Origin of the sequence: Actinomadura chokoriensis (assembly GCF_041463665.1) — a bacterium.
Classification (GTDB): Bacteria; Actinomycetota; Actinomycetes; order Streptosporangiales; family Streptosporangiaceae; genus Spirillospora; species Spirillospora chokoriensis_A.
In genome coordinates this window covers 104,594-124,923 of sequence record NZ_JAXCEJ010000019.1, presented here as the reverse complement: position 1 = coordinate 124,923, position 20,330 = coordinate 104,594, and the positions used below count along the sequence as shown (strand labels likewise).

Here is a 20,330-nt window from a genome sequence, read left to right as displayed (position 1 = left end):
CCGATGACGAGCTGCAGGTGTCTGCCGCGCGCTCGTGGTGATACGGCCGTGCGCTCGTGGTGCTGACGGCGGCGCGGGTTCGTCGAGAGAGCTCCGGTGGAACGGTCCCGGCGAACCGTGCAGCGCGTCCGGGTTCGGGTTCAGTGCGCTGTCACGGTGTCTGTCGGGCGGCGTACCGCAGGGGAGTGATCTGGTGGATGTCGTACTTCTCGCGGAGCCGCGCCACGGACTCGTGGTCGGCGGCACCCACGCCGAGGATCTCGAGCAATTCCTCGAAGTACCGCTCGTGGTCCGGCGGCGGCGCGGAGAGGAAGAGCATCCGCGCGGGCTCGTCCCCGAGGTTGGTGAAGGCGTGCGGACAGCCGGCAGGCACGAACATGCAACTCCCCGCACCGGCCTGGATCGGCTTGAGGCCGCCGCTCCCTCGCCACTGCTGCCAGTCGTCCGGCGTGCGCTCGTCCGGTTCGAAGGCGAACAGTTCCAGATCTCCTTCGAGAACGTAGAAGATTTCCTCGCTGCGTGTGTGGACATGCGCGCCGACGTCGAATCCCGGAGGGACGAGCACTTCGAAGAGCGAGCCGGTGCGTGAAGAGTCGCCCGTCACCTTGAAGGTCACCTCCTGGGCCTCCGTGACAAGCTTTCGGCCGCCGCCGGGGGGTAGGACGATACCGTCGGTCATGCACGCTCCTTTGTGCGGGTCGAACTGACGGCGGATGACCAGGAGACGGGGACGGGACCACTCCGGTCCCGGTCACCCGCTACTTCGTTCTTCGGGTCGACGACCCAGCTGCCCACCGACATTTCTGCGGTGATTCCCGGGCCGAACCCGGCGATGATTCCGGTGTCCGCGCTCCTGAGGCCGCCCGCCTCGAACTGGCGGCGGAGCGCCTCCAGGACGACGGAACTGGCGATGTTCCCGTACTCGGTCAGAGTGGCCCTGCTGTGTTGGAACGCCTGCGGTTCGACGTCGAGGAAGCGGCACAGGTCGTCGAGAATCCGAGGGCCGCCTGCGTGAATGACATAGAAGTCGAGCCCGGACGCGTCCCATCCGTGCTCCCCCACCAGTTTTCGCAGCACCGGTGCCAGCGGCTCCATGGTGCCCGGCACCCTCTTGTCCAACTGGAAATGGAATCCGGTCTCCTTCACCGCGTAGGAGATCCAGTCCTCGGTGTCGGGAATGAGATAGGAGCCGTTACGTTCCAGTCTCATTCCGGTGCCGCCCTGGCCGCGTACGACGGCAGCCGAAACGGCGTCGCCGAACAGCCCGTTGGAAAGCAGGGTGCCGATGTCGTCGTCGGTGGGCTGATAGCACATGGAACAGAACTCGCAGGACACGATGAGGGCGTTGGCGCCGGCGTGCGCGGTGCAGAAGTCATGCGCCCGGTTGATCGCCGCCCCGCCCGCCGCGCAGCCGAGCTGGGCGATCGGGATCTGTCGGGTGTCCTGGCGGAACCCCATGGAGTTGATCATCCAGGCGGTCAGCGACGGCATCATGAAGCCGGTGCAGGAGACGTAGATGATGACGTCGATCTCGGAGACGTCCAGTTCGGCGTTCTTCAACGCCCGCTCCACCACCGCCGGCACCCGCAGTTTCGCGTGGTGCTCATAGGCGAGATTGCGCTGCTCGAAGCCCGGATGCCGGAGGGTCTCCTCCAGCGGAAGGATCGTGTGCCTTTTCAACACACCGGTATTGCGGATCAGACGCAGCGCCAGATCCAGTCGAGGGTGATCGGCGTGCAGTCGGCTGGCCAGCCGGAGGGTGTCGTCCAGCGTGACGATGTTTTCGGGCACATCGACCGCCGGCTTGCAGAGGATTGGCATCGTAAAATCACCCCGGGAGGGAGGGGGCGGCGGCCCGCTCCGCTTGAGCCTGGCCTCGCCTGCATCGGACTGCCCCTGGAACGCCGATGGCCGATCCCATTCGGCTGGGGACGCACACATAACAAAATCATCTTTACATCCGCATTCGTTGATCAGTCAACCCTTATCGACTCAGATCTGATCCGCCCCGGCAGCCGTCGTTTTGTGGCACGGATCACACGGCGGACAGCGGAATCGGACGCTGAGAAGGAGAATTGATCCGCACACAACGATCACGGGCAATAGTTGACGCCGCGGCAATCGGGGCCGGACATGTGCATTCAGCGTCCCGGCCTTGCGCGCGGTGAAATCAGATGGCTTCTCAGCCGCCGCGCATCCGAGATGAGAATCTTGCGTCATTCCAGCGCCGTCTGATAGCAGTTAAACTGCGCACAACCGTCACCCCGCCCGATTCGCCAACGCAGAATGCCGGCCTCTCGTGGAACACGGGGACCGGCTGGTCAGAACCACCTTCGTGCGAGAAAAGGGAGGCCAGGTCGATGGCGGAAATAGTGCTGATCGGTGCTGGAATGGGCGGACTGGCCGCAGCGCTGTTCTGCGCCCGGCGCGGCCACACGGTCACCGTGATCGAACGGGACGGACGGCCAAAGCCCGACGCGACGGCCGACGAGGACTTCACATCCTGGGAGCGCGGTGGCGTGCCGCATGCCCGCCAGGGACACAACTTCCTCGGCCTCTCCACGAGGATCATGCGCTCCGAGGCACCGGACGTCCTGGACGCGGTCGCCGCCCGGGGCGCACCGCGGATTCCCATCCCCGGCGAGGACGGCGACGAGAACGTGCTGTCCCGCAGGCTCGTCTACGAGGGCGCTCTGCGCCGGATCGTCGAAGCGGAACCCGGCATCGAGGTGCTGTCGGGGGTGACCGTCAAAGGACTGCGAGTGTGCGGGGAGCGCTCCGGTGTCCCTCACGTGGTGGGCGTGCGACTGGCCGGTGCCGCCGACCTCACTTCCGACCTGGTCGTCGACGCGAGCGGCCGCCGGACGCGTTCCGCCCGGTGGCTGGCCGAGGTGGGCGGCCGGCCTCCGGTGGAGATCGCCCAGCCGTGCGGTTTCCACTACCTCACTCAGCACTTCCGGCTCCGCGACGGCCAGGAGTTCCCCGTGCTGAGCGTCCCGATCTACGTGAAGCTCGACTTCACCAAGCTGGTGCTGTTCGCCGGGGACAACGGCTGCTTCCAGGTGTCCATGACGGTGGCGGCCAACGACCCACTGCGGCACCGGCTCCGGGATCCCGGCGTCTACCACCGGTTTCTGGAGACCGTCCCGATGGCCGCCCCGTGGCTGGAGCGCAGCGTCCCCATCGACGACCCGCACCCGATGGGCCGTCTAGAGGACAGGTGGCGGCGGCTCACCGACAAGGGCGCGCCGCTCGTCGCCGGTTACGTCCTGCTGGGTGACGCCGCGCTACAGACCAACCCGGCCTTCGGACGCGGCGTCCCGCTCGCCTTCCTCCAGGCCCAGCACCTCGCCGACACCGTGGAGACGGCCCCCGCCGACCCGGCCGGATTCGTCGCGCGCTTCGAGGAGTGGGCCGGACGGAACCTGGGGGTCTGGTACAACGCCCAGGTCGCCAGCACCCGGGAACAGCGGGAGCACATCGAGGCGGGTGTCCGAGGAGCGCCGATCCCGCCGCCACGCGACCGCATCGGCCGGTTCGTCACCGCGCTGGCCGCCGTCAGCGAGGCCGACCCCGAGGTGAACACGGTCCAGCTGCGCTTCTTCAACATGCTGATGACGCCGCGGGCCCTCGTCGACGACCCGGTCGCCGCACCGCGCGTCCAGGACTACCTCAGCGCCCATGGAGATCCCGTGGACCCCTCCCAAGGACCCGGCCGACCGGAGTTCGAACGACTCGTCGCGGGCCGACCGGCCCGGCACACATGACAGGAGCGACCGCTATGACCCAGCACAACGGACCGGGCACCGCCCTCGGATCGATGGCGGACTTCACCGTCCCGATGGCGATCCGCGTGGCGGCGACCCTGGGCGTCGCCGACCACATCGCCGCCAGCGCGCTCACCGCGACCGACCTGGCGGACAGAGCGAACGTGGACGCTGGGCCCCTCGACCGGATGCTGCGGCATCTGACGTCGGCGGGCGTGCTCACCAGGGATGACACGGGCCGCTACGCCTTGACCGCCATCGGCGAGGCTCTCCGGGACGACCATCCGGCCCGGCTGCGCGCCCGTTTCGACATGGACGGTGCGCTCGGCCGGGCGGAGCTGGCGTTCGTGGAACTGCTGGGAACCATCCGATCCGGAAAGAACGCCTACGGCACGCGGTACGGCCGCTCCCTCTGGGAGGACCTGGCCGCCGACCCCGCCCTGTCGAAGTCCTTTGACGAGATGATGGCGTTCAACCTCAGCGGGGTGATCGACTCGATCCTGGCGGCCTATGACTGGGCGTCCCTGGACCATGTGGTGGACGTCGGCGGCGGCAACGGGGCGTTGCTGAGAGCCCTCCTCATCGAGTACCCGAACCTTCGCGGCACCCTCGTGGAACTCCCCAAACCGGCCGCGGCGGCCGAGAGCGCCTTCGCCGCCGCCGGGCTGGCCGGCCGAGTCGAAGTCGTGTCCGGCAGCTTCTTCGACCCGCTCCCGCCCGGCGCCGACGCCTACCTGCTCTCCGACGTCCTGCACGACTGGGACGACTCCACCTCGAAGATCATCCTGCGGCGCTGCGCCGAGGCCGCGGGCGACCGCGGGCAGGTGCTGGTCATCGGCGAGTTCGGCCCGGACGGCGAGTCCCCGAGCACGGCCATGGACCTGCGGATGCTCGTCCTGGTGGACGGGCGGGAACGCCGCGCCAGCGAGGTCCTGGAACTCGCCGAGGACTGTGGCCTCGGACTGTCCAACGTCCACGCGGCGGGCGAGATCTCCGTCATCGCGCTCCGCCGTCCCGAGGAGGGCTGACATGGCCAACCGCAGGATCGACCTGCGCCCGCCCACGTTCGACTCGGTGGAGGCCGAACGCCTCCACCGCAAGGAACGGCTCGCCGCCGCGCTGCGCGTGTTCGCGCTTCACGGGTACGAGGACGGCGTGGCCGGCCACATCTCCACGCGCGATCCGGAGCACCGCGACCAGTTCTGGATCAACCCGGTCGGCATGCCGTTCTCGCTCGTCCAGGTGAGTGACCTGATCCTGGTCGACGACCGGGGCGAGGTCGTCTCGGGAGACCACCAGACCCACGAGGCCCCATTCTCGATCCACTCGGCGATCTACCGCGCGCGAAACGACATCCAGGCCGCCGCGCACAGCCACTCGATCCACGGCCGGGCGCTCTCCTCGCTCGGCGAACCGGTCGAGCCCATCACCCAGGACTCGTGCGCCTTCTACGGCGACCAGGGCTACCTCGACGACTACACCGGGGTCGTGCTCGACGAGGCCGAGGGAAAGCGCCTCGCCGCGGCGCTCGGCGAGGCGAAGGCCGTCATCCTGCGCAACCACGGGCTGCTCACCGTGGGCGCTTCGGTCGACGCGGCCACGTGGTGGTTCATCTCCATGGAACGCTCGTGCCAGGCCCAACTGCTCGCGAAGGCCGCCGGAGAACCGATCCGCATCGACGACCAGAACGCGGCCCGCACCCATCAGCAACTCGGCAGCGAATATGTCGGCTGGCTGAACTTCCAGCCGATCTACCGCGATATCGTCAGCCGCCAGCCGGATCTCCTCGAATAGGTGGTGCGGAGGCGCTCAGTCGAGCCGGATGACGCCGCTGAGGAGTGTGACGACCAACGGGCCCAGTTCGGCGTGTCTGAGACGGAGACGTGTCGCCATCTCGTCACACGCGGGGAAACCGGTGACGGCCCCGATGACGGCGACGGCCTGCTCGACGTCCAGATCGTCATGCAGCCGTCCGGCCGCATCCAGCCGGCGGACGAACGCAGCGATCTGGTCGAAGCGCCACTGCTCACGGCTCTGCACGACGTGCCCGGCCTCAGGGTCCACGGTGGCGAGGCCGAGCAGTCTGCGAAGCAGGTCGGGGTCGGTGTCCCAGAATCGGCAGAGCTTCACTACCAGTTCCTGGAACGCCGCCACCGGATCGTCGACGGTCAGCGCCGCCTCGACGCCGCTGACCAGCCGCGCACGCTGGGCCAGGTCCTCGGCGACCGCGTCGAGCAGCCCGAGCTTGGACGAGAACTGACGGTAGATCGTCACCCGGGTGATCCCGGCGTCCGCGGCCACCTGCTCCAGGCTCAGCCGGTGATAACCGGCCTCGATCAGATGCTTGCGCGCGGCGGCCACGATGGCGCGCCGAGTACGCGTGACCCCCGCCGCTCGCAGCCCCTGCGGGGCCTCGCTCGCGCTCCTTTCGCTCACGCACTCATGCTACAACCTGTAACTAGTCGCCGAATCGCCCCCAAGCAACCGCGTTTTCCCTTACCGCCAGCCACCTCCGGCAATCGAAACGACCCGTCCCCTCCAGGAAAGGAACACCGACCGGTGGCCCACAAGCCCGGCGCAACGTCGGCGAAACTCCCTCCCACAGAAAGCCGCGTCCGGTGAAGGCCATTCTCCTCACCGGGTTCGGCGGCCCGGACGTCCTGCGGCTGAGTGAGACGCCGACGCCGGAACCCGGCCCCGGCGAGGTGCGGGTCAAGGTCCGCGCGATCGCCGTGGCCAGGACCAAGGACGTCGCCACGCGTGCCGGGCGCCCCCCGTTCGGCCCCCTCATCACCACCTTCCCGCACATTCTCGGCACCGAGCACGCCGGGACGGTCGACGCGGTCGGCACGGCCGTGGACCCCGCCCTGGTCGGCCGCCGCGTCGCGGTATCGGCCATCCTGCCCTGCGGCGGCTGCCGCGCCTGCCGCCAGAACCACGAGGAGGCGTGTCCAAGCCTCGCGCTCATCGGCGTGCACCGCGCCGGCAGCTACGCCGAACACTGCGTCGCCCCGGCCGAGAACGTGCACATCCTCCCCGATGACGTCGGCGACGCAGAGGCGGCGTCCCTAGCCGCCAACGGCCCCGTCGCCCGCGCCCAACTCGACGCCGGTGACGTCCGGATGGGAACCGTCGTCCTCGTCCTCGGCGCGGCGGGCTCGCTCGGCTCGACGGTCGCAGCGCTGGCCGCCCATCGAGGCGCCACGGTGCTCGGCGTCTCCCGCCGCCCGGCCGCCCTCGACGGCCTCCCCCTCACAGCCGCCCTGGACGCCGACACCCTCTCCGACCAGATCCGCGACGCCGCAGGAGAGAACGGGATCGACTGCGTCATCGACAACCTGGGCATCACACACCTGACGGAGTCCTATCTCCCCGCGCTCGCCCCCCTCGGCCGCGTCGTCGTCTCCGGCGCGGTCGAACACTCCCCCGTCCCCGTCCCGCTGCTCCCGCTCTACCTCCGCGGCCAGTCGATCATCGGAGTCCGCACCGGCAACCGGTATCAGATCTCGGCCCTGTGGCGGGACGTCCAGCACGGTTTCCGCCCGCCCGCGTCCCACCTCCAACGTCTGCCCTGGGCAGACACCGCCCTGGCCCACCACCGGGTAGAAGCCGGAACAGCCCGAGGCCAAACCGTCCTCGAAGTCTCCTGACCAGAACGAATTGACGGCGAAGACTACGGCGTGGCCCCGGGAGCCGGGCGGCCGGCTGCTCCAGCCTGTTCGACCAGGCGTCCCCGCCGCTGGCGGCGCCCGAACCGCTCCGCGATCGCCTTACCTGAGGGAGGATCCCCGGACGGAACGCGATGGGCGAGCGCCTACTGCCATGCCTGGCATTGCAACCCGGATGCCGGTCGGCCGCGTCGCGGATGAGCCTGATTGCCCCTCGTTATCTCCCGTTTGGACCCCTTGTCTGCGCCCGCTATGAAACCCGCAGCGGAGCAGGCGACCCGGGAGGGACGCCGGGTGCGTGCGGTCGACTACGACCTCGGCGACGTGGCCGGAGCCGCTCTGCACGCCGACGGTTGTCAGGGCCGCGCCCGGGCGGTCGTGGACCTGGACCGCGAGACGCTTCTCGGCGTCACCTTCGTCGGGGCGGGCGTGGCCGAGCTGCTCCACTCGGCCACTGTCGCGGTCACCGCAGAAGTGCCCATCTCTCGCCTGTGGCACGCCGTCCCCGCCTATCCCACTCTCAGCGAGATCTGGCTCCGCCTCCTGGAGACCTACCGCGCGACCAGTTCCGGGTAGCCGGGCTTCCTCTCAGTTGACGCATACCGATATAGGCATATGATGAGGTCATGGCACGAGCAGCGACGACGTCGGACGTATTCAACGCGATCGCCGAGCCGCAGCGCCGGGAGATCCTGGCGCTGCTGCGGGCGGGTGAGAGGCCGGTGACCGAGCTGGCCCGGGAGCTGGGCATGACCCAGCCGGGGGCGTCCAAACACCTTCGGGTGCTCCGGGAGGTCGGGCTGGTGCGGGACCGCAGGGAAGGCAAGCAGCGCCTGTACGGCCTCGACGCCCGCGGGCTGCGGCCCGTCCACGAGTGGACCGGCGGGTTCGAGCGGTTCTGGAGCGAGAGCTTCGACCGGCTGGACGCATACGTGCAGGAACTGAAGCAGGCAAGTCAGGAGGAGCAGCCATGAGCGCGACGGAACGAGGAGCGGCGACGCAGTCCGCGACGGCCGACCGAGAGATCGTCATCTCCCGGGTCATCGACGCCCCACGAGAGCTGGTGTTCGAGGCGTTCACCGAGGTCCGGCACCTGTCGCGGTGGTGGGGACCGGAGGGGTTCACCACGACCACGCAGTCGTTCGAGTTCCACGTCGGCGGGGAGTGGGACTTCGTGATGCACGGACCGGACGGGACGGACTACGACGAGTGGATCTCCTGGACCGAGATCGCCCCGCCGGAGCGGATCGCGCTGCTCCACGGTGAGTCCCGCAACGACCCGAACGCCTTCGAGTCGGTCCTGACGTTCGCGCCCGCCGGTGCGGCGACCCGGATCGAGATGCGCACGGTGTTCCCCACCAAGGAACTGCGCGACGAAGCGGTCGAGAAGTACCACGCGATCGAGGGCGGCAAGCAGACCCTGAGCAACCTGGCCGCCTACGTCACCGAGACCCTTGAGAAGGGAGCGGAGGGCTGATGGCCGGGAAAGTGTTCTTCAGCGTGTCGATGTCGCTGGACGGGTTCATCGCGCCCGAGTCCCTCGGGGACTTGATGGGGCAGCAGTGGATGGAACTGCAGCAGTGGATATTCCCGCAGCGGTTCTTCCGGGAGAACCTGAAGCTTGGCGAGGGCGGCGAGGAAGGGCGCGACAACGACATCGTCCGAGAGATCTACGAGCGCACCGGCGCGAGCGTCATGGGCAAGCGCATGTTCGACGCCGGCGAGCAGATGTGGCCGGAGGAGGCGCCGTTCCACACGCCGGTCTTCGTGGTGACGCACGAGAAGCGCGACCCCTGGGAGCCTCCGGGCGGGACCACCTTCCACTTCGTCAACGACGGCATCGAGTCCGCGCTCGACCAGGCCCGCGAGGCCGCCGGCGACCGCGACGTCCGCATCGCGGGCGGCGGCGCCACGATCCTTGAGTACGTGAACGCCGGCCTGGTCGACGAGTTCTCGATCGCGCTGTCGCCCGTGCTGTTCGGCTCCGGGATCCGCCTGTTCGAGGGCGTGGACGCGGGCCGCGTGGCCCTGGAGCAGGTCCGCGCGGAGCCCTCTCCGAGAGCGACGCACCTGACCTACGCCGTCCGGGAGCGGTGACACCGAACAGCAGCCCGTCCGGATCGACGAGGCTCCCCGGCCTCCGCCTTTTCGATCAGCTCGTTGGCCAGTTGGACGTCCAGTGGTCTCACCCAGCCACGCGATCTTCAGGCGGGTGTGGTCGAGCTCAGATGGCGGACGTCCTGGGGTCGGTGTGTTCCCAGATCATGCAGTCATGCCAGGTGTCGTGGCCGGGGTCGGGTGAGGTCCAGGCACGGCAGTGGTTTGGGATGCGTTGCTCGAACCGGTAGCCGGCGCGGCCGGCCAGACCTAGCGAGGGGGTGTTGGCGGGTTCGATCTCAAGCCAGACCCGGTCTATCCCCAGTTCGTCGTGCGTCCAGCGGGTCAGCGCGGTGATGCCGCGCAGGGCCAGGCCTTGGCGACGGCTTTCCGGTCGCACCCAGTAGGCGAGTTCGGCGCTGCGCGGACCGTCGATCATCAGCCCCAGGGCACCGAGCAGGCGGTCGTGCTTGAGGATCCCGTAGGACGCCTGGGATTCTGCGGCCGGATCCCAGGCGCTCAGCGCCGCGCGCGCGTCCCTGGACGTGTAAGGCCCCAGGTGCGGCCCCCAGAGGGCCCGAGCCGTCTCGGTGCTGGTGGCCTCGACCACGAGGGCCACGTCATGCGTCGTCAAGGTGCGCAACCGCAGGCCGTGGCCCAGGTCGATTTCGGCGATCATTTCCTCATGGCCCTGATCGGCCAGGTCGGGACGAGTTCGCGGACTGTCCTCCAGGGCCCGCCCGGCATCTCCGGCAGGCGTCATAGTGTAGTCGGCGTTCATGTCCATGCCGCCTACTATGAGAGCAGAGGAGGTAGGTGGTCAAGTGCGCTATGTCGCCTACATCGGCAATCTGACCCGGCTGGCCGTCGAACTCGTCAACGGTGACGAGCCCAGCGAGCTGCGGCGAGAGTTCTTCGGCCAGCACCACATAGCCGAACCGGACGCCGACGAACTGCAGGGTCTCCTTCGGCCCCTGCGCGAGGCCGTCGCGGCCGTCGCGGACGGCGGACCGGCCGCCCCCGTCAACCTGCTACTGCAGCGCTTCCCGCCCGCGATCTATGTCAGTGAGCACGACGGGGAGGGCCAGCAGCACCTGCACTTCGCCCGCGACGGAGAGGAGCCCGTCACTTGGCTCGGCCGCAGCTGCGCCGCAGCCCTCGCACACGCGATCTGCGGAGACCCGGAGGTGACCGTAGGCCGCTGCCAGGCCGACGGCTGCGCTCGCTTCTACGTCGACGACTCCCGCAACCGCAGCCGCCGCTTCTGCTCCAACACCTGTGCCAGCCGGACGACCGTCGCCAACCACCGCGCCCGCCGCAAGGCGGGCACCACGCGATGACCCTGCGGACGGGGTTCGCCAGATCGACCGCCGGGCCCTTGTAGCCGCCATAGCTACCTTGACCACCTACATGCCGACTTCTAATGTAGGCAGCATGAAAGATAACGGCACCTACACGCTCCTCGACGCCGCCCGCCGCCTCCAGGTACTCGGCGACTGGGATCATGCGGCTGCACTGCTGGCCGAAGAGACCAGCACCGAAGCGCTCGAACTGAAGGCCGAGATCCTTTACGAGCGGTTCCTGTTCCGAGTCGACGGCATCGAAGCCGCGGCCGACGCGATAGCGGCCCTCGATCCGGAATCGCTGCAAGCTCGGCTGCTCACCGCCCGGCTCGCCTACACCCGTCTGATGTTCCAGGTGGACCCGCTGCCAGGTGACTACGAGACCGCGGAGGCCGGGTACCGTTTCGCTGCCGCCGACCCGAAGACGCACGGATGGGCCGAGTTCCACTGGGGCGCGCTCCTCGACAACGTCCGCGAAGACGGGGCTGCCGCGAAGGCGCATTACGACAAGGCTCTTCAAGCCGCCGACCAGGAAGGCGACCTGATCCTCGAGTCGATCGTGCTCCGCCACTTGGCCTGGCGTGAGATCGAGGGCGGCGATCGCGCAGAGGGACTGAACATGCTGCGACGATCGCTCCATCTGCGCTCTGCGGCCGGCGTGCGTCCGCAAGTCGCCGCGGCCCAACTGCTGCTCGCCGCTGAGCTGTCCGAGGACGACCCTGAGCGTGCCACCCTCGTCGAGGCCGCTCGGGACGCAGCCGACGAACTGGGGCTCAGCTGGGTGCGGACCGGTCTCGAGAAGCTGGCCGCCTGAGGGCCGGACCGCTGTCGCGTCCGGCCCGTGGCGCTCCTGGGCTGCGTTACGTCGCTCAGCCGGCGGTGCCGGCGTAGTGCGCGGCGATGTCGTCGCTGGTGGTGTTCCAGACGCCGGGGTGGTTGACGACGTATTCGAGCGCCTGGTCGAGGTACTTCAGGCGGAACGCCTGCCCCGTGACGAAGGGATGCAGGGCCAGGGCCATGACCCGACCGCTGTGCTCGGAGTCGCTGTACAGCTGGTCAAGCTGGTCCTTGACGATCTGCACGAAGTCGGGACCGCTGATGGAGTGGGCCGTGAACAGTCCCAGGTCGTTGAGCTCGAGGGTGTACGGGACGCTCATCATGCCGGGCACGTTCAGCCGGTACGGCTGGTCGTCGCTGGTCCAGTCCAGTATGTAGTCGAGGCCGAGCTCGGCCAGAAGCGACGGAGTCTGGAAAGTCTCGCTCAGGGCCGGGCCCAGCCAACCGCGGGGATGCCGTCCGGTGGCCCTTTCGATGGTCTCTACGACCTCCGTCAGGTACGCCCGTTCCTGCGCCTCCACCTCGGGCTGCACGGTGGAGTTGTTCTTGCCGTGCGCGAGCCAGGCCCAGTTCCGGGCATTGCCGGCCTCGATGATCTGCGGATACTGCTCGGCGACGTCCGAATTGAGCAGCACGCTGGGGCGCACGCCGTGGCGGTCGAACGCCTCGATCATCCGCCAGATGCCCACCCGGGGGCCGTAGTCGCGCCAACCGTGGTTCAGCGGGTCGGGCACGAGCGTCGCGGTCGCCTCGTTGATGCTGGTGGACGGCTTGCCCAGCACGAAGTGCTCGACGTTGAGCCCTACGTAGAATGCCACCCGGGCCCCTCCGGGCCAGGTGATGGGCGCGCGATCGATGATCGGACTGTAGTCGTACAGCTCGTTGCGCATGAGGTCCCTTTCCAGCGGGTCGTCCCGCCCGTTTCACGGCGGGAGACGAACCGGTCCCTATCGCGATACGGATCGGTTCGTCTCCCGAGAATAGGACAGGATGCCGAGGGGATGTCAACACGGACCGGATCGTCTCTCCACTGCGGTAGCGTGAGAGGCCGGCCGAAGATGAGGTGACATGAGCCCTTCGCACACGCCCGATCCCGCCCGGCGCAATCCTCAGACGACCGCCGCGATCCTGGAGGCCGCGCTGGCCATGGCCAGCGAGAGCGGCCTGGCGAAGGTCAGCATCGAGGGCATCGCGGCGCGCGCGGGCGTGGGCAAGCGGACGATCTACCGCTGGTGGCCCTCCAGGGGCGCGGTCGTCCTGGACGCCTGGGCACAGCGGCTCGACGACCACCTCTACAAGCGCCTTCGATCAGCGCAGAGCGACGACTTCGAAGCCGACCTGAAGCAGATGGTCAAGGGCGCGTGGCTCGGCGCGATCGGCGACACGCGGCCCGTGCTGGCCTGGCTCATCGGCGAGGCCCAGCACGACCCGAACCTCGCCGCCGAACTGAGAGAACGCCTCATCGGCCCCACCAGGGAACTGGTCGCCGAGCGGATCCGCCGCGCGAAGGACGACGGTCAGGTCGCCCCCGACATCGACCCGTACCGCGCCATCGATCTCATCTATGGCCAGCTGTACTACCGCCTCCTGGTCGCGCCCGGCCCGCACGATGAGGCGTTCACCGACAGCGTCGCCGACCTCGCCCTGCGCGGGTTGCGGCCGCGGTGAGAAGGATTCACCTCAAGGACCGTCTGCGAGCGGTGCGTGGTGGGGGCGGGTGGCCGACATGCTTGGTCCGCAGTGACCGGCCCGCGCCGCTCATGAACCGTTCGGGGTCGGCGGGCGCTTCGGAAGCAGGAACATCAGGACGGCGCTGAGCGCGAAGATCGCCATACCGGCCAGGAGCGCTCGCGAGAACGCGTCGACGAACGCGGTGCCGCCGTCCGCCGCGAAGTCGGCGTCCCGCGGCAGGGCGCCGAAGAAGATCAGGCCGATCACCGCGACCCCGGCCCCGCTGCCGATCTGCCCCGACGTGGTGACGGCGCCGGAGGCCGAGCCCGCCTCGTTCTGCGGGACGTCGGACAGCGCCACGTTCACCAGGGTCGGTGCGACCAGGCCCATGCCGAGCCCGCCGACGAGCAGGGCCGGAGCGAAATGCCAGGAGGTGATCCCGGAACCGGCCATCTTCACGACCAGCAGAAGCCCGGCCATCGAGGCTCCGATGGCGATCGCACCCAGCAGCGGCACCAGCCGGCCGAACTTCGCCACCAGCTTCGGCGCCTGGCGCGCTGTGAGAGCGATCCCGATCGTCCACGGCAACCCGGTGAGACCCGCGTGCAGCGGCGAGAACCCGAGCCCCGTTTGGAGGGTCAGCGTGAGCGCCAGGAAGACTCCGGGCACGCCGGCGAAGAACACCGCCTGGGCGAGCATCCCGCCGGTGAACGATCGCATCCGGAACAGGCCCGGCCTGATGAGCGGCGTTCGTCCCGCCCGCTCGCAGCGCACCTGGGTCCAGGCGAACACGGCGAACACCGGGAGCGAGGCCACGAGCAGCGCCACCGCCCACCAGGGCCAGCCCAGTTCGCGCCCCTCGACCAGCGGGTAGAACAGCATCATCAGCGCCACGCTGAGCACCGCCACGCCGGCCAGGTCCAGGTCGAGCGACCGGCGCCGCTCCGAGCGCGGGACGAACAGCGCCGCCATGATCAGCGAGAGCAGGCCGATCGGCAGGTTGATGAGGAACACCGACCGCCAGCCGAGGCCGAACGCGTCGCTGCTCACCAGCACCCCGCTGACCTGGGGGCCGGCCACCAGGCCGATCGCCAGCACCAGGCTGAACAGGCCGAACGCCTTGCCCCGGTCCTCGCGGGGGAGGTGCGTCTGGATCACCGAGAGCACCTGCGGCGTCATCATCGCCGCCGCTGCGCCCTGGACGAACCGTGCCACCACCAGCGCATCCGACGTGGGCGCCAGGCCGCACGCCAGCGAGGTGACCACGAACATCGCGGTTCCGGCCAGGAACGTCGACCGGTAACCGAAACGGTCACCGAGCCAGCCCCCGGTGATCAGCAGGACGCCGTAGGACAGCGTGTAGCCGGCGACCAGCCACTCGGCCGTGGCACCGCTGGCCCCGCCGAGCCCGCGGTCCGCCTGGATGGACGGGATCGCCACGTTCACGATCCCGGTGTCGATCAGGTCCATCGCCGCCCCGAGCAACAGCGCCATCAAACCGAGCCATTCGCGACGGCCCGCGCTCGCTGGAAGCGTCGCGGCCTGATCGGTCACGGTCATTCTCCACCTCTGATCGAGTTCGGCGGCGAACAGTTCCTAGCCGAACTCAGCGTAGACGCTTCCGTTCACAATTGCGGGAAGAGAGAGGTCATGAAGTTCGCGCCGCCGGCACCGGCTTACTTCTCCTGAGCGGATTCCCTCCCCGAGATAAAGAGCAGTTCGGACATTTGGGGCGAGGACTTTTGTGTCGGTCGCTGAATTTCCGGGCAGCTGGACGACTGGCGAGCTCGTTGGCCGTGAAGTCGCGTGGTGGTGCGGGGAGCGTGCGCTGTCGGCCGGAGGCGGATCCATTGCACAGAACCGCACCTTTCGGCCGCTTGTCCTTTTCACACCCAATGACCTTTTGATCAAACGATTTTCCTTGGATCCTCGATGGACTCAAGGGCCCGGTAAGGACCGCTCCATCCGCGTTCCAGGCCGCCCTACGACGATGGCCTTGATCATGACGCCTTTAACGGTAGGAGGCGTGCGGATGCGCGTCCTTTTCACCACGTGTCCCGGGCACGGGCATTTCTTTCCGATGGTTCCGCTGGCGTGGGCGAGTCGGGCGGCCGGCCACGAGGTCATGGTGGCCGCGCCGGAAGGGTTCCTTCCGGTCGTCATCGGTACCGGGCTCCCCGGCACGCCCAGCAGCGGGCCGCTGGACCGCAAGGAGATCATGCGTCCGGAGCCCACGCCGGACCGGGAGTCCGCCGTCCGGTCGGCGGGCCGCGGCTTCGGCCGGATGGCCGCGCACACGCTGGACGGCCTCGCCGGCATCGTCCGGTCCTGGAAGCCCGACCTCCTGGTCAGCGAACCCACCGAGCATGCCGGGCCGATCGCCGCGACGGCGGGCGGCGTCCCGTACGCGGTCCAGTCCATCGGCCTGAGGTTCCGGCCCCAGTTGCACGCCGCCGCGGCCGCGGGGTTCGCGGACGTCCGGCGGCCCGGCCTCGACAAGATCGACAAGATCGACAAGATCGACGAGGTCGCGCCGCCCGCGCTGGATCTCGACGTCTGCCCCCCGGAGTTCCAACTCCCGGGCCTGGGGAACGGCCGCCCGATGCGCTACGTCCCGTACAACGGCGCGAGCGCACTGCCGCCCGCGCTCGGCGACCCGCTCGGGGCGCCTCTGGTCTGCGTCACCGCCGGGAGCTTCCTCGCCCGGGACGAGGGAGTGCGGCGGTTGTTCGTCGACATCGTGGACGAGCTCGGCCGGATGCGGGTCTACGTGGCGCTCGCCATGGACCCGGACCTCGTCCCGCTGATGGGACGGCTGCTCGACCACGTCGTCGCGGCGGGCTGGCTCCCGCTCGACCTGCTGCTCCCCCGGTGCGCCCTCATCGTCCACCACGGCGGTGCGGGCACCGTGATGACCGCCCTGACCCACGGCGTCCCGCAGTTGGTGATCCCGTACCTCATGGACGGGTTCGACTACGCCGACCAGGTCGCCCGGACCGGAGTGGGCCGCTCCCTCCCCGCGACGGCGGGCCGGGACGCCGTCCGGGAGGCGGTGGCCGCGCTGCTGGACGACGACGGCAGCGCGGCGAAGGCGGCCGGCGTCGCCGAGACGATCGCCGCCGGTCCCGCGCCCGCCCGGATCGTGCCGGAGCTGGAGTCCATCGCCCAGGGAGTGGCGGCATGAGCGGCGTCCCCGAGCCCTTCGCCCCCGTCCACGACGCCGACCCCTATCCCCTCCTGGCCGGACTGCGCGAGGCCGGGCCGATCCACCTCTGCCGGATGCCCGACGGGCAGCGGGTGTGGCTCGTGGTCCGGCACGCCGAGGCACGGCAGGTGCTGCTCGACCCGCGGATGAGCAAGGATCCCCGCAACGCGCGCCCGGAATGGCAGGCGGCGAACCGGGGCAACCCGCTGGCCGACCGCAGCGTCCTCGGACCGAACCTCGGCGTCGTCGATCCTCCGGACCACACCCGGCTGCGCCGCCTTGTGTCGCGGGCGTTCGGGCCCGCACGCGTGGAGGGCCTGCGGAGCCACGTCCGGGACCTGGTCGACGACCTCGTGGACGGCCTGACCGGCCGGGCCAGGGCCGACCTGGTCGCCGCCTTCGCCGAGCCACTGCCGTCCATCGTGATCTGCCGGCTCCTCGGCGTGCCCGCCGGGGACCGCCGGGGCTTCCGCGGCTGGGTGCGCGACATCGTCTCCGCCGAGCCCGGCGCCGACCAGGGGGTCCTGGCGGAGCGGCGGCACGACGCCTCGCTGCGGCTGGGCTCCTACCTCGGCAAGCTCACCGAGGCCAAGCGGGCCGACCCCGGCGACGACCTGATCAGCGACCTGCTGAAGGCCCACGACGACGGCGACCGGCTCACCGCCGACGAACTCCAGTCGATGCTGTTCGTCCTGCTGATCGGGGGTTACGAGACCACGCTGAACCTGATCTCCTCGGGCGTGCTCCGGCTCTGCGAGGCCGGGCTGTGGCGGGCCGTCGGAGCGTCCCCCGAGCTGGCCGGGCCGGCCGTGGAGGAACTCCTGCGCTTCGACAACTCGGTCAAGACGACGTTCTGGCGGTTCCCGAAGGTCGACGTCGCCGTGGGCGACGTCGTCGTGGGCGCGGGCGAGCCGCTGATGGTGTCCCTCGCGGCCGTCAACCGGGACCCGGCCGCCAATGCCGTCCCCGACCGCTTCGTGCTGCATCGTGCCGACCGGCGCCACCTCGGCTTCGGGCTCGGGCCGCACTACTGCGTCGGCGCGCCGCTCGCCCGGCTCGAAGCCGAGGTGGCGCTGGAGGCGCTGACCCGGCGCTGCCCCGAACTGAGGGTCACCGCCGCCCCGGAGATCCTCGCGTGGCACCACAGCCCGATCATCCGGGGCGTCCGGGAACTGCCGATAAGTCCCGGGCGGGTACGGGCCCGCGCCTCCCGAGCCGGCGAGCTGTCCGATGCGTCCGCGACCGGGCCGAAGACCGATGGGTGAGCCGGCCGCTGCCACCGCCGACAGCGCGCTCACGCGGCGGCTCGTGCGGTCGGCACTCGCCGTGGACGGCGTGCTCACTCCCGTGGACGACTTCTGGCCGTGGTACGCCGATCGGCGCGACCGGCTCTGGCAGGAGGTGGAGCGGATCCCGTTCACCGGCCTGGGCGAGTGGGAATTCGCGCCCGGCACCGGGAACCTCGTCCACGACAGCGGGCGCTTCTTCTCGGTCGAGGGCCTGGACGTCCGGCTCGACCGGGGGCCGGTCCGCGCGTGGAGCCAGCCGATCATCCACCAGCCGGAGATCGGCATCCTCGGCATCCTGGTCAAGGACTTCGACGGCGTCCTGCACTGCCTGATGCAGGCCAAGAGCGAGCCGGGCAACCGCAACGGCGTCCAGATCTCCCCGACCGTCCAGGCGACGATGAGCAACTACCAGCGCGTGCACGGCGGCCGGCCGGTGCCGTACCTCGACGTGTTCCGCGACGCGGCGCCGCCCCAGGTGCTCGCCGACGCGCTCCAGTCCGAGCAGGGCTCGTGGTTCTACCGCAAGCGCAACCGCAACATGATCGTGGAGGTCACGGACGAGGTCGAGGTCGGCGAGGACTTCCGCTGGCTGACGATCGGCCAGTTGCACCGGTTCCTCACGATCGACAACCTCGTCAACATGGAGGCCCGCACGGTCCTGTCCTGCCTGCCGATGTACGGCGACGGGCTCGACGACCTGGCCGAAGCGGGCGGGGACGGCTGGGCGGACGCGCTGGTCCGTTCGCTGTCCGGCGCGTACGGCGGCCCGCACTCCGACCGTGGCGTGCTGAGCCGGATCACCGGCAGCCGCGCCGGCCGCCGGCCGTCCGCGGAGCTGATCCCCCTGGACGGGGTGCGCAACTGGCGCCGGACGCCGGACGCCATCTCCCACGAGGACGGGCGGTACTTCAGCGTCGTCGCGGTACGGGTCGAGGCGGCCGGACGGGAGGTGCGGCGCTGGGCGCAGCCGCTGGTCCGTCCCCAGGGCCAGGGGGTCGCCGCGTGGCTCGTCCGGCGGGTCGACGGGGTGCTGCACGTCCTCGTCCACGCCCGGGTGGAGCCCGGCTACCTCGACGTCACCGAACTGGCGCCGACCGTGCAGTGCGTACCGGACGACCACGCCCACCTGCCGCCCGCCGACCGCCCGCCGTTCCTCGACGACGTCCTCGGCGCCCCGGCGGACCGGATCCACTTCGACACGGTGCTGTCGGAGGAGGGCGGCCGCTTCCACCACGCCGAGAACCGCTACCTGATCATCGAGGCGGGCGACGGCGCCGCCGCCGAACCGCCCGACGGGTACTGGTGGGTCAGCCTGTTCCAGCTGACCTGGCTGGTGCAGCACAGCCACTACCTGAACGTCCAGGCGCGGACGCTCCTGGCCTGCCTGCGAGGTCGCTGGTGACCCTGCCCGACCGGGCCGGCGCCGTCCGCGTCGGCGTGCTGGGCTGCGCGAGCATCGCCTGGCGCCGCGCGCTGCCCGCCTTCGAGGCGCACCCGCTGACCACCGTCGTCGCGATCGCCAGCCGCGCCCCCGACAAGGCGCGCCGGTTCGCCGACCGCTTCGGCGGCGAACCGGTCGGCTACAGCGAGGTCCTCGAGCGGGCCGACGTGGACGCGGTGTACGTCGCGCTGCCCGCCGGCCTGCACTACCGGTGGACCGCGGCGGCGCTCGACGCGGGCAAGCACGTGCTGGCCGAGAAACCGCTGACGACCGGCCCCGGCGGGACGATGCGGCTGGCGTCGCTGGCGGCGAACCGGATGCTGCTGCTCAGGGAGAACGTCATGTTCCTCCACCACGGGCAGCACCGCCGCGTGCGCGACCTGGTCCGCTCCGGCCGGCTCGGCGAGATCCGCGAGTTCGACAGCGCGTTCTGCATCCCGGCGCTCCCTCGCACCGACATCCGGTACTCGCCGGAGCTCGGCGGCGGCGCGCTGAACGATCTGGCGATCTACCCGCTGCGGGCCGCCCAGCTCTTCCTCGGGACGGACGTCGACGTGGTCGGCGCGTGCCTGCGGCGCGATCGCGACACGGACGTGGACGTCTCCGGGACCGCGCTGCTGGTGTCCGCCGGCGGGGTCCCGGCGACGGTGCGCTTCGGGATCGAGCACGCCTACGGTTCCTGGTACGCGCTGTGGGGGGACCGGGCCCGGCTGCGGCTGGACCGCGCGTTCACGCCGCCGCCGTCCCGCCGTCCCGTGGTCGAGATCACCGGCCAGGACGGGGACGAGCGCGTCGAACTGCCGGCGGAGGACCAGTTCGTCCAGGCGGTGGGCGCCTTCGCCGAGGACGTCCTGGCCGGGCGCACCGGCCTGGACGACGAGGCGACGATCCGCACCGCGGAGCTGGTCGAGACGATCCGCCGCATCGCCGACTGCCGGTCGGCGTCCGCCGGATGACGCCACGCCCGTGGGTCTGCTCCCGCTCCCCGGACGCGCCGTGGCCGCACATGCCG

Annotated in this window: 21 protein-coding genes; 15 read left to right on the top strand and 6 right to left on the bottom strand. The window is 70.0% G+C overall.

The features are described from left to right. Nucleotides 1–151: 151 nt before the first annotated feature. Both SM418_RS26865 and SM418_RS26860 read right to left on the bottom strand, forming a co-directional pair. Entirely contained in the window at nucleotides 152–679 is a 528-nt protein-coding gene (locus SM418_RS26865; RefSeq protein ID WP_371943869.1) for a cupin domain-containing protein, read from the bottom strand. Beyond that, the gene (locus SM418_RS26860; protein ID WP_371943870.1) at nucleotides 676–1,821 is read right to left on the bottom strand and encodes a type III polyketide synthase; all 1,146 of its coding nucleotides are present in this window, start codon (nucleotides 1,819–1,821) and stop codon (nucleotides 676–678) included. The genes SM418_RS26865 and SM418_RS26860 overlap by 4 nt, the downstream gene beginning before the upstream one ends. A 539-nt stretch (nucleotides 1,822–2,360) precedes the next feature. Between SM418_RS26860 and SM418_RS26855 the strand changes: the two genes are divergently transcribed. The 3 genes from SM418_RS26855 to SM418_RS26845 are packed head-to-tail and all read left to right on the top strand — an operon-like array spanning nucleotide 2,361 to nucleotide 5,561. Continuing rightward, nucleotides 2,361–3,767: an NAD(P)/FAD-dependent oxidoreductase gene (locus tag SM418_RS26855; protein WP_371943871.1), complete on the top strand. Its 1,407-nt coding sequence runs from the start codon at nucleotides 2,361–2,363 to the stop codon at nucleotides 3,765–3,767. Between the two features lie 14 nt (nucleotides 3,768–3,781). Next, nucleotides 3,782–4,795 carry a methyltransferase gene (locus SM418_RS26850; protein ID WP_371943872.1) on the top strand — a complete coding sequence of 338 codons (1,014 nt, stop codon included), beginning with the start codon at nucleotides 3,782–3,784 and terminating at the stop codon, nucleotides 4,793–4,795. 1 nt (nucleotide 4,796) lies between these two features. Next, a complete protein-coding gene (locus tag SM418_RS26845; protein ID WP_371943873.1) occupies nucleotides 4,797–5,561 on the top strand; it encodes a class II aldolase/adducin family protein in 765 nt (254 codons plus the stop codon). A gap of 15 nt (nucleotides 5,562–5,576) precedes the next feature. Here SM418_RS26845 and SM418_RS26840 read toward each other — a convergent pair whose 3' ends face one another. Next, nucleotides 5,577–6,203, bottom strand: coding sequence for a TetR/AcrR family transcriptional regulator (locus SM418_RS26840; RefSeq protein WP_371943874.1), 627 nt, complete (start codon nucleotides 6,201–6,203; stop codon nucleotides 5,577–5,579). Nucleotides 6,204–6,385: 182 nt separating this feature from the next. Between SM418_RS26840 and SM418_RS26835 the strand changes: the two genes are divergently transcribed. The 5 genes from SM418_RS26835 to SM418_RS26815 all read left to right on the top strand — a co-directional run bounded on the left by SM418_RS26835 (nucleotide 6,386) and on the right by SM418_RS26815 (nucleotide 9,532). Beyond that, a complete protein-coding gene (locus SM418_RS26835; RefSeq protein ID WP_371943875.1) occupies nucleotides 6,386–7,417 on the top strand; it encodes a quinone oxidoreductase family protein in 1,032 nt (343 codons plus the stop codon). Nucleotides 7,418–7,687: 270 nt separating this feature from the next. Further along, a complete protein-coding gene (locus SM418_RS26830) occupies nucleotides 7,688–8,011 on the top strand; it encodes an oxidoreductase dimerization domain-containing protein (RefSeq protein ID WP_371943876.1) in 324 nt (107 codons plus the stop codon). Between the two features lie 50 nt (nucleotides 8,012–8,061). Beyond that, complete coding sequence (locus tag SM418_RS26825; RefSeq protein ID WP_371943877.1) at nucleotides 8,062–8,409, top strand: ArsR/SmtB family transcription factor; 348 nt, start codon at nucleotides 8,062–8,064, stop codon at nucleotides 8,407–8,409. Beyond that, nucleotides 8,406–8,912: an SRPBCC family protein gene (locus tag SM418_RS26820; protein ID WP_371943878.1), complete on the top strand. Its 507-nt coding sequence runs from the start codon at nucleotides 8,406–8,408 to the stop codon at nucleotides 8,910–8,912. Before SM418_RS26825 ends, SM418_RS26820 begins: the two co-directional genes overlap by 4 nt. Beyond that, nucleotides 8,912–9,532, top strand: coding sequence for a dihydrofolate reductase family protein (locus tag SM418_RS26815; RefSeq protein ID WP_371943879.1), 621 nt, complete (start codon nucleotides 8,912–8,914; stop codon nucleotides 9,530–9,532). Before SM418_RS26820 ends, SM418_RS26815 begins: the two co-directional genes overlap by 1 nt. Before the next feature lie 127 nt (nucleotides 9,533–9,659). Here SM418_RS26815 and SM418_RS26810 read toward each other — a convergent pair whose 3' ends face one another. After that, nucleotides 9,660–10,319 carry a GNAT family N-acetyltransferase gene (locus tag SM418_RS26810; RefSeq protein ID WP_371943880.1) on the bottom strand — a complete coding sequence of 220 codons (660 nt, stop codon included), beginning with the start codon at nucleotides 10,317–10,319 and terminating at the stop codon, nucleotides 9,660–9,662. A gap of 37 nt (nucleotides 10,320–10,356) precedes the next feature. Between SM418_RS26810 and SM418_RS26805 the strand changes: the two genes are divergently transcribed. Together SM418_RS26805 and SM418_RS26800 are read left to right on the top strand one after the other, a co-directional pair. Further along, a complete protein-coding gene (locus SM418_RS26805; protein ID WP_371943881.1) occupies nucleotides 10,357–10,872 on the top strand; it encodes a CGNR zinc finger domain-containing protein in 516 nt (171 codons plus the stop codon). A gap of 94 nt (nucleotides 10,873–10,966) precedes the next feature. Further along, on the top strand, nucleotides 10,967–11,689 hold the full coding sequence (locus tag SM418_RS26800) for a hypothetical protein (RefSeq protein WP_371943882.1): 723 nt from the start codon (nucleotides 10,967–10,969) through the stop codon (nucleotides 11,687–11,689). Between the two features lie 55 nt (nucleotides 11,690–11,744). On the opposite strand, the gene SM418_RS26795 is transcribed toward SM418_RS26800, so the two are convergent. Continuing rightward, nucleotides 11,745–12,602: a polysaccharide deacetylase family protein gene (locus tag SM418_RS26795; protein ID WP_371943883.1), complete on the bottom strand. Its 858-nt coding sequence runs from the start codon at nucleotides 12,600–12,602 to the stop codon at nucleotides 11,745–11,747. Nucleotides 12,603–12,780: 178 nt separating this feature from the next. Between SM418_RS26795 and SM418_RS26790 the strand changes: the two genes are divergently transcribed. Continuing rightward, on the top strand, nucleotides 12,781–13,380 hold the full coding sequence (locus SM418_RS26790) for a TetR/AcrR family transcriptional regulator (RefSeq protein ID WP_371943884.1): 600 nt from the start codon (nucleotides 12,781–12,783) through the stop codon (nucleotides 13,378–13,380). A gap of 90 nt (nucleotides 13,381–13,470) precedes the next feature. On the opposite strand, the gene SM418_RS26785 is transcribed toward SM418_RS26790, so the two are convergent. Then, on the bottom strand, nucleotides 13,471–14,943 hold the full coding sequence (locus SM418_RS26785; protein WP_371943885.1) for an MFS transporter: 1,473 nt from the start codon (nucleotides 14,941–14,943) through the stop codon (nucleotides 13,471–13,473). 472 nt (nucleotides 14,944–15,415) lie between these two features. Between SM418_RS26785 and SM418_RS26780 the strand changes: the two genes are divergently transcribed. Genes SM418_RS26780 through SM418_RS26765 form a run of 4 tightly spaced genes read left to right on the top strand, consistent with a single transcriptional unit; the run spans nucleotide 15,416 to nucleotide 20,274 of the window. Continuing rightward, the gene (locus SM418_RS26780) at nucleotides 15,416–16,567 is read left to right on the top strand and encodes a nucleotide disphospho-sugar-binding domain-containing protein (protein WP_371943886.1); all 1,152 of its coding nucleotides are present in this window, start codon (nucleotides 15,416–15,418) and stop codon (nucleotides 16,565–16,567) included. Beyond that, complete coding sequence (locus tag SM418_RS26775; protein WP_371943887.1) at nucleotides 16,564–17,853, top strand: cytochrome P450 family protein; 1,290 nt, start codon at nucleotides 16,564–16,566, stop codon at nucleotides 17,851–17,853. Before SM418_RS26780 ends, SM418_RS26775 begins: the two co-directional genes overlap by 4 nt. Continuing rightward, nucleotides 17,846–19,279, top strand: coding sequence for an NDP-hexose 2,3-dehydratase family protein (locus tag SM418_RS26770; protein WP_371943888.1), 1,434 nt, complete (start codon nucleotides 17,846–17,848; stop codon nucleotides 19,277–19,279). The genes SM418_RS26775 and SM418_RS26770 overlap by 8 nt, the downstream gene beginning before the upstream one ends. After that, entirely contained in the window at nucleotides 19,276–20,274 is a 999-nt protein-coding gene (locus SM418_RS26765; protein WP_371943889.1) for a Gfo/Idh/MocA family protein, read from the top strand. Before SM418_RS26770 ends, SM418_RS26765 begins: the two co-directional genes overlap by 4 nt. The last annotated feature ends 56 nt before the right edge of the window (nucleotides 20,275–20,330 follow it).

Bases quoted from the DNA above. Each gene is read 5' to 3' on its own strand.
- SM418_RS26865 (WP_371943869.1), bottom strand. From the start codon at position 679: ATGACCGACGGTATCGTCCTACCCCCCGGCGGCGGCCGAAAGCTTGTC.
- SM418_RS26860 (WP_371943870.1), bottom strand. From the start codon at position 1,821: ATGCCAATCCTCTGCAAGCCGGCGGTCGATGTGCCCGAAAACATCGTC.
- SM418_RS26855 (WP_371943871.1), top strand. From the start codon at position 2,361: ATGGCGGAAATAGTGCTGATCGGTGCTGGAATGGGCGGACTGGCCGCA.
- SM418_RS26850 (WP_371943872.1), top strand. From the start codon at position 3,782: ATGACCCAGCACAACGGACCGGGCACCGCCCTCGGATCGATGGCGGAC.
- SM418_RS26845 (WP_371943873.1), top strand. From the start codon at position 4,797: ATGGCCAACCGCAGGATCGACCTGCGCCCGCCCACGTTCGACTCGGTG.
- SM418_RS26830 (WP_371943876.1), top strand. From the start codon at position 7,688: ATGAAACCCGCAGCGGAGCAGGCGACCCGGGAGGGACGCCGGGTGCGT.
- SM418_RS26825 (WP_371943877.1), top strand. From the start codon at position 8,062: ATGGCACGAGCAGCGACGACGTCGGACGTATTCAACGCGATCGCCGAG.
- SM418_RS26820 (WP_371943878.1), top strand. From the start codon at position 8,406: ATGAGCGCGACGGAACGAGGAGCGGCGACGCAGTCCGCGACGGCCGAC.
- SM418_RS26815 (WP_371943879.1), top strand. From the start codon at position 8,912: ATGGCCGGGAAAGTGTTCTTCAGCGTGTCGATGTCGCTGGACGGGTTC.
- SM418_RS26810 (WP_371943880.1), bottom strand. From the start codon at position 10,319: ATGGACATGAACGCCGACTACACTATGACGCCTGCCGGAGATGCCGGG.
- SM418_RS26800 (WP_371943882.1), top strand. From the start codon at position 10,967: ATGAAAGATAACGGCACCTACACGCTCCTCGACGCCGCCCGCCGCCTC.
- SM418_RS26795 (WP_371943883.1), bottom strand. From the start codon at position 12,602: ATGCGCAACGAGCTGTACGACTACAGTCCGATCATCGATCGCGCGCCC.
- SM418_RS26790 (WP_371943884.1), top strand. From the start codon at position 12,781: ATGAGCCCTTCGCACACGCCCGATCCCGCCCGGCGCAATCCTCAGACG.
- SM418_RS26785 (WP_371943885.1), bottom strand. From the start codon at position 14,943: ATGACCGTGACCGATCAGGCCGCGACGCTTCCAGCGAGCGCGGGCCGT.
- SM418_RS26780 (WP_371943886.1), top strand. From the start codon at position 15,416: ATGCGCGTCCTTTTCACCACGTGTCCCGGGCACGGGCATTTCTTTCCG.
- SM418_RS26775 (WP_371943887.1), top strand. From the start codon at position 16,564: ATGAGCGGCGTCCCCGAGCCCTTCGCCCCCGTCCACGACGCCGACCCC.
- SM418_RS26770 (WP_371943888.1), top strand. From the start codon at position 17,846: ATGGGTGAGCCGGCCGCTGCCACCGCCGACAGCGCGCTCACGCGGCGG.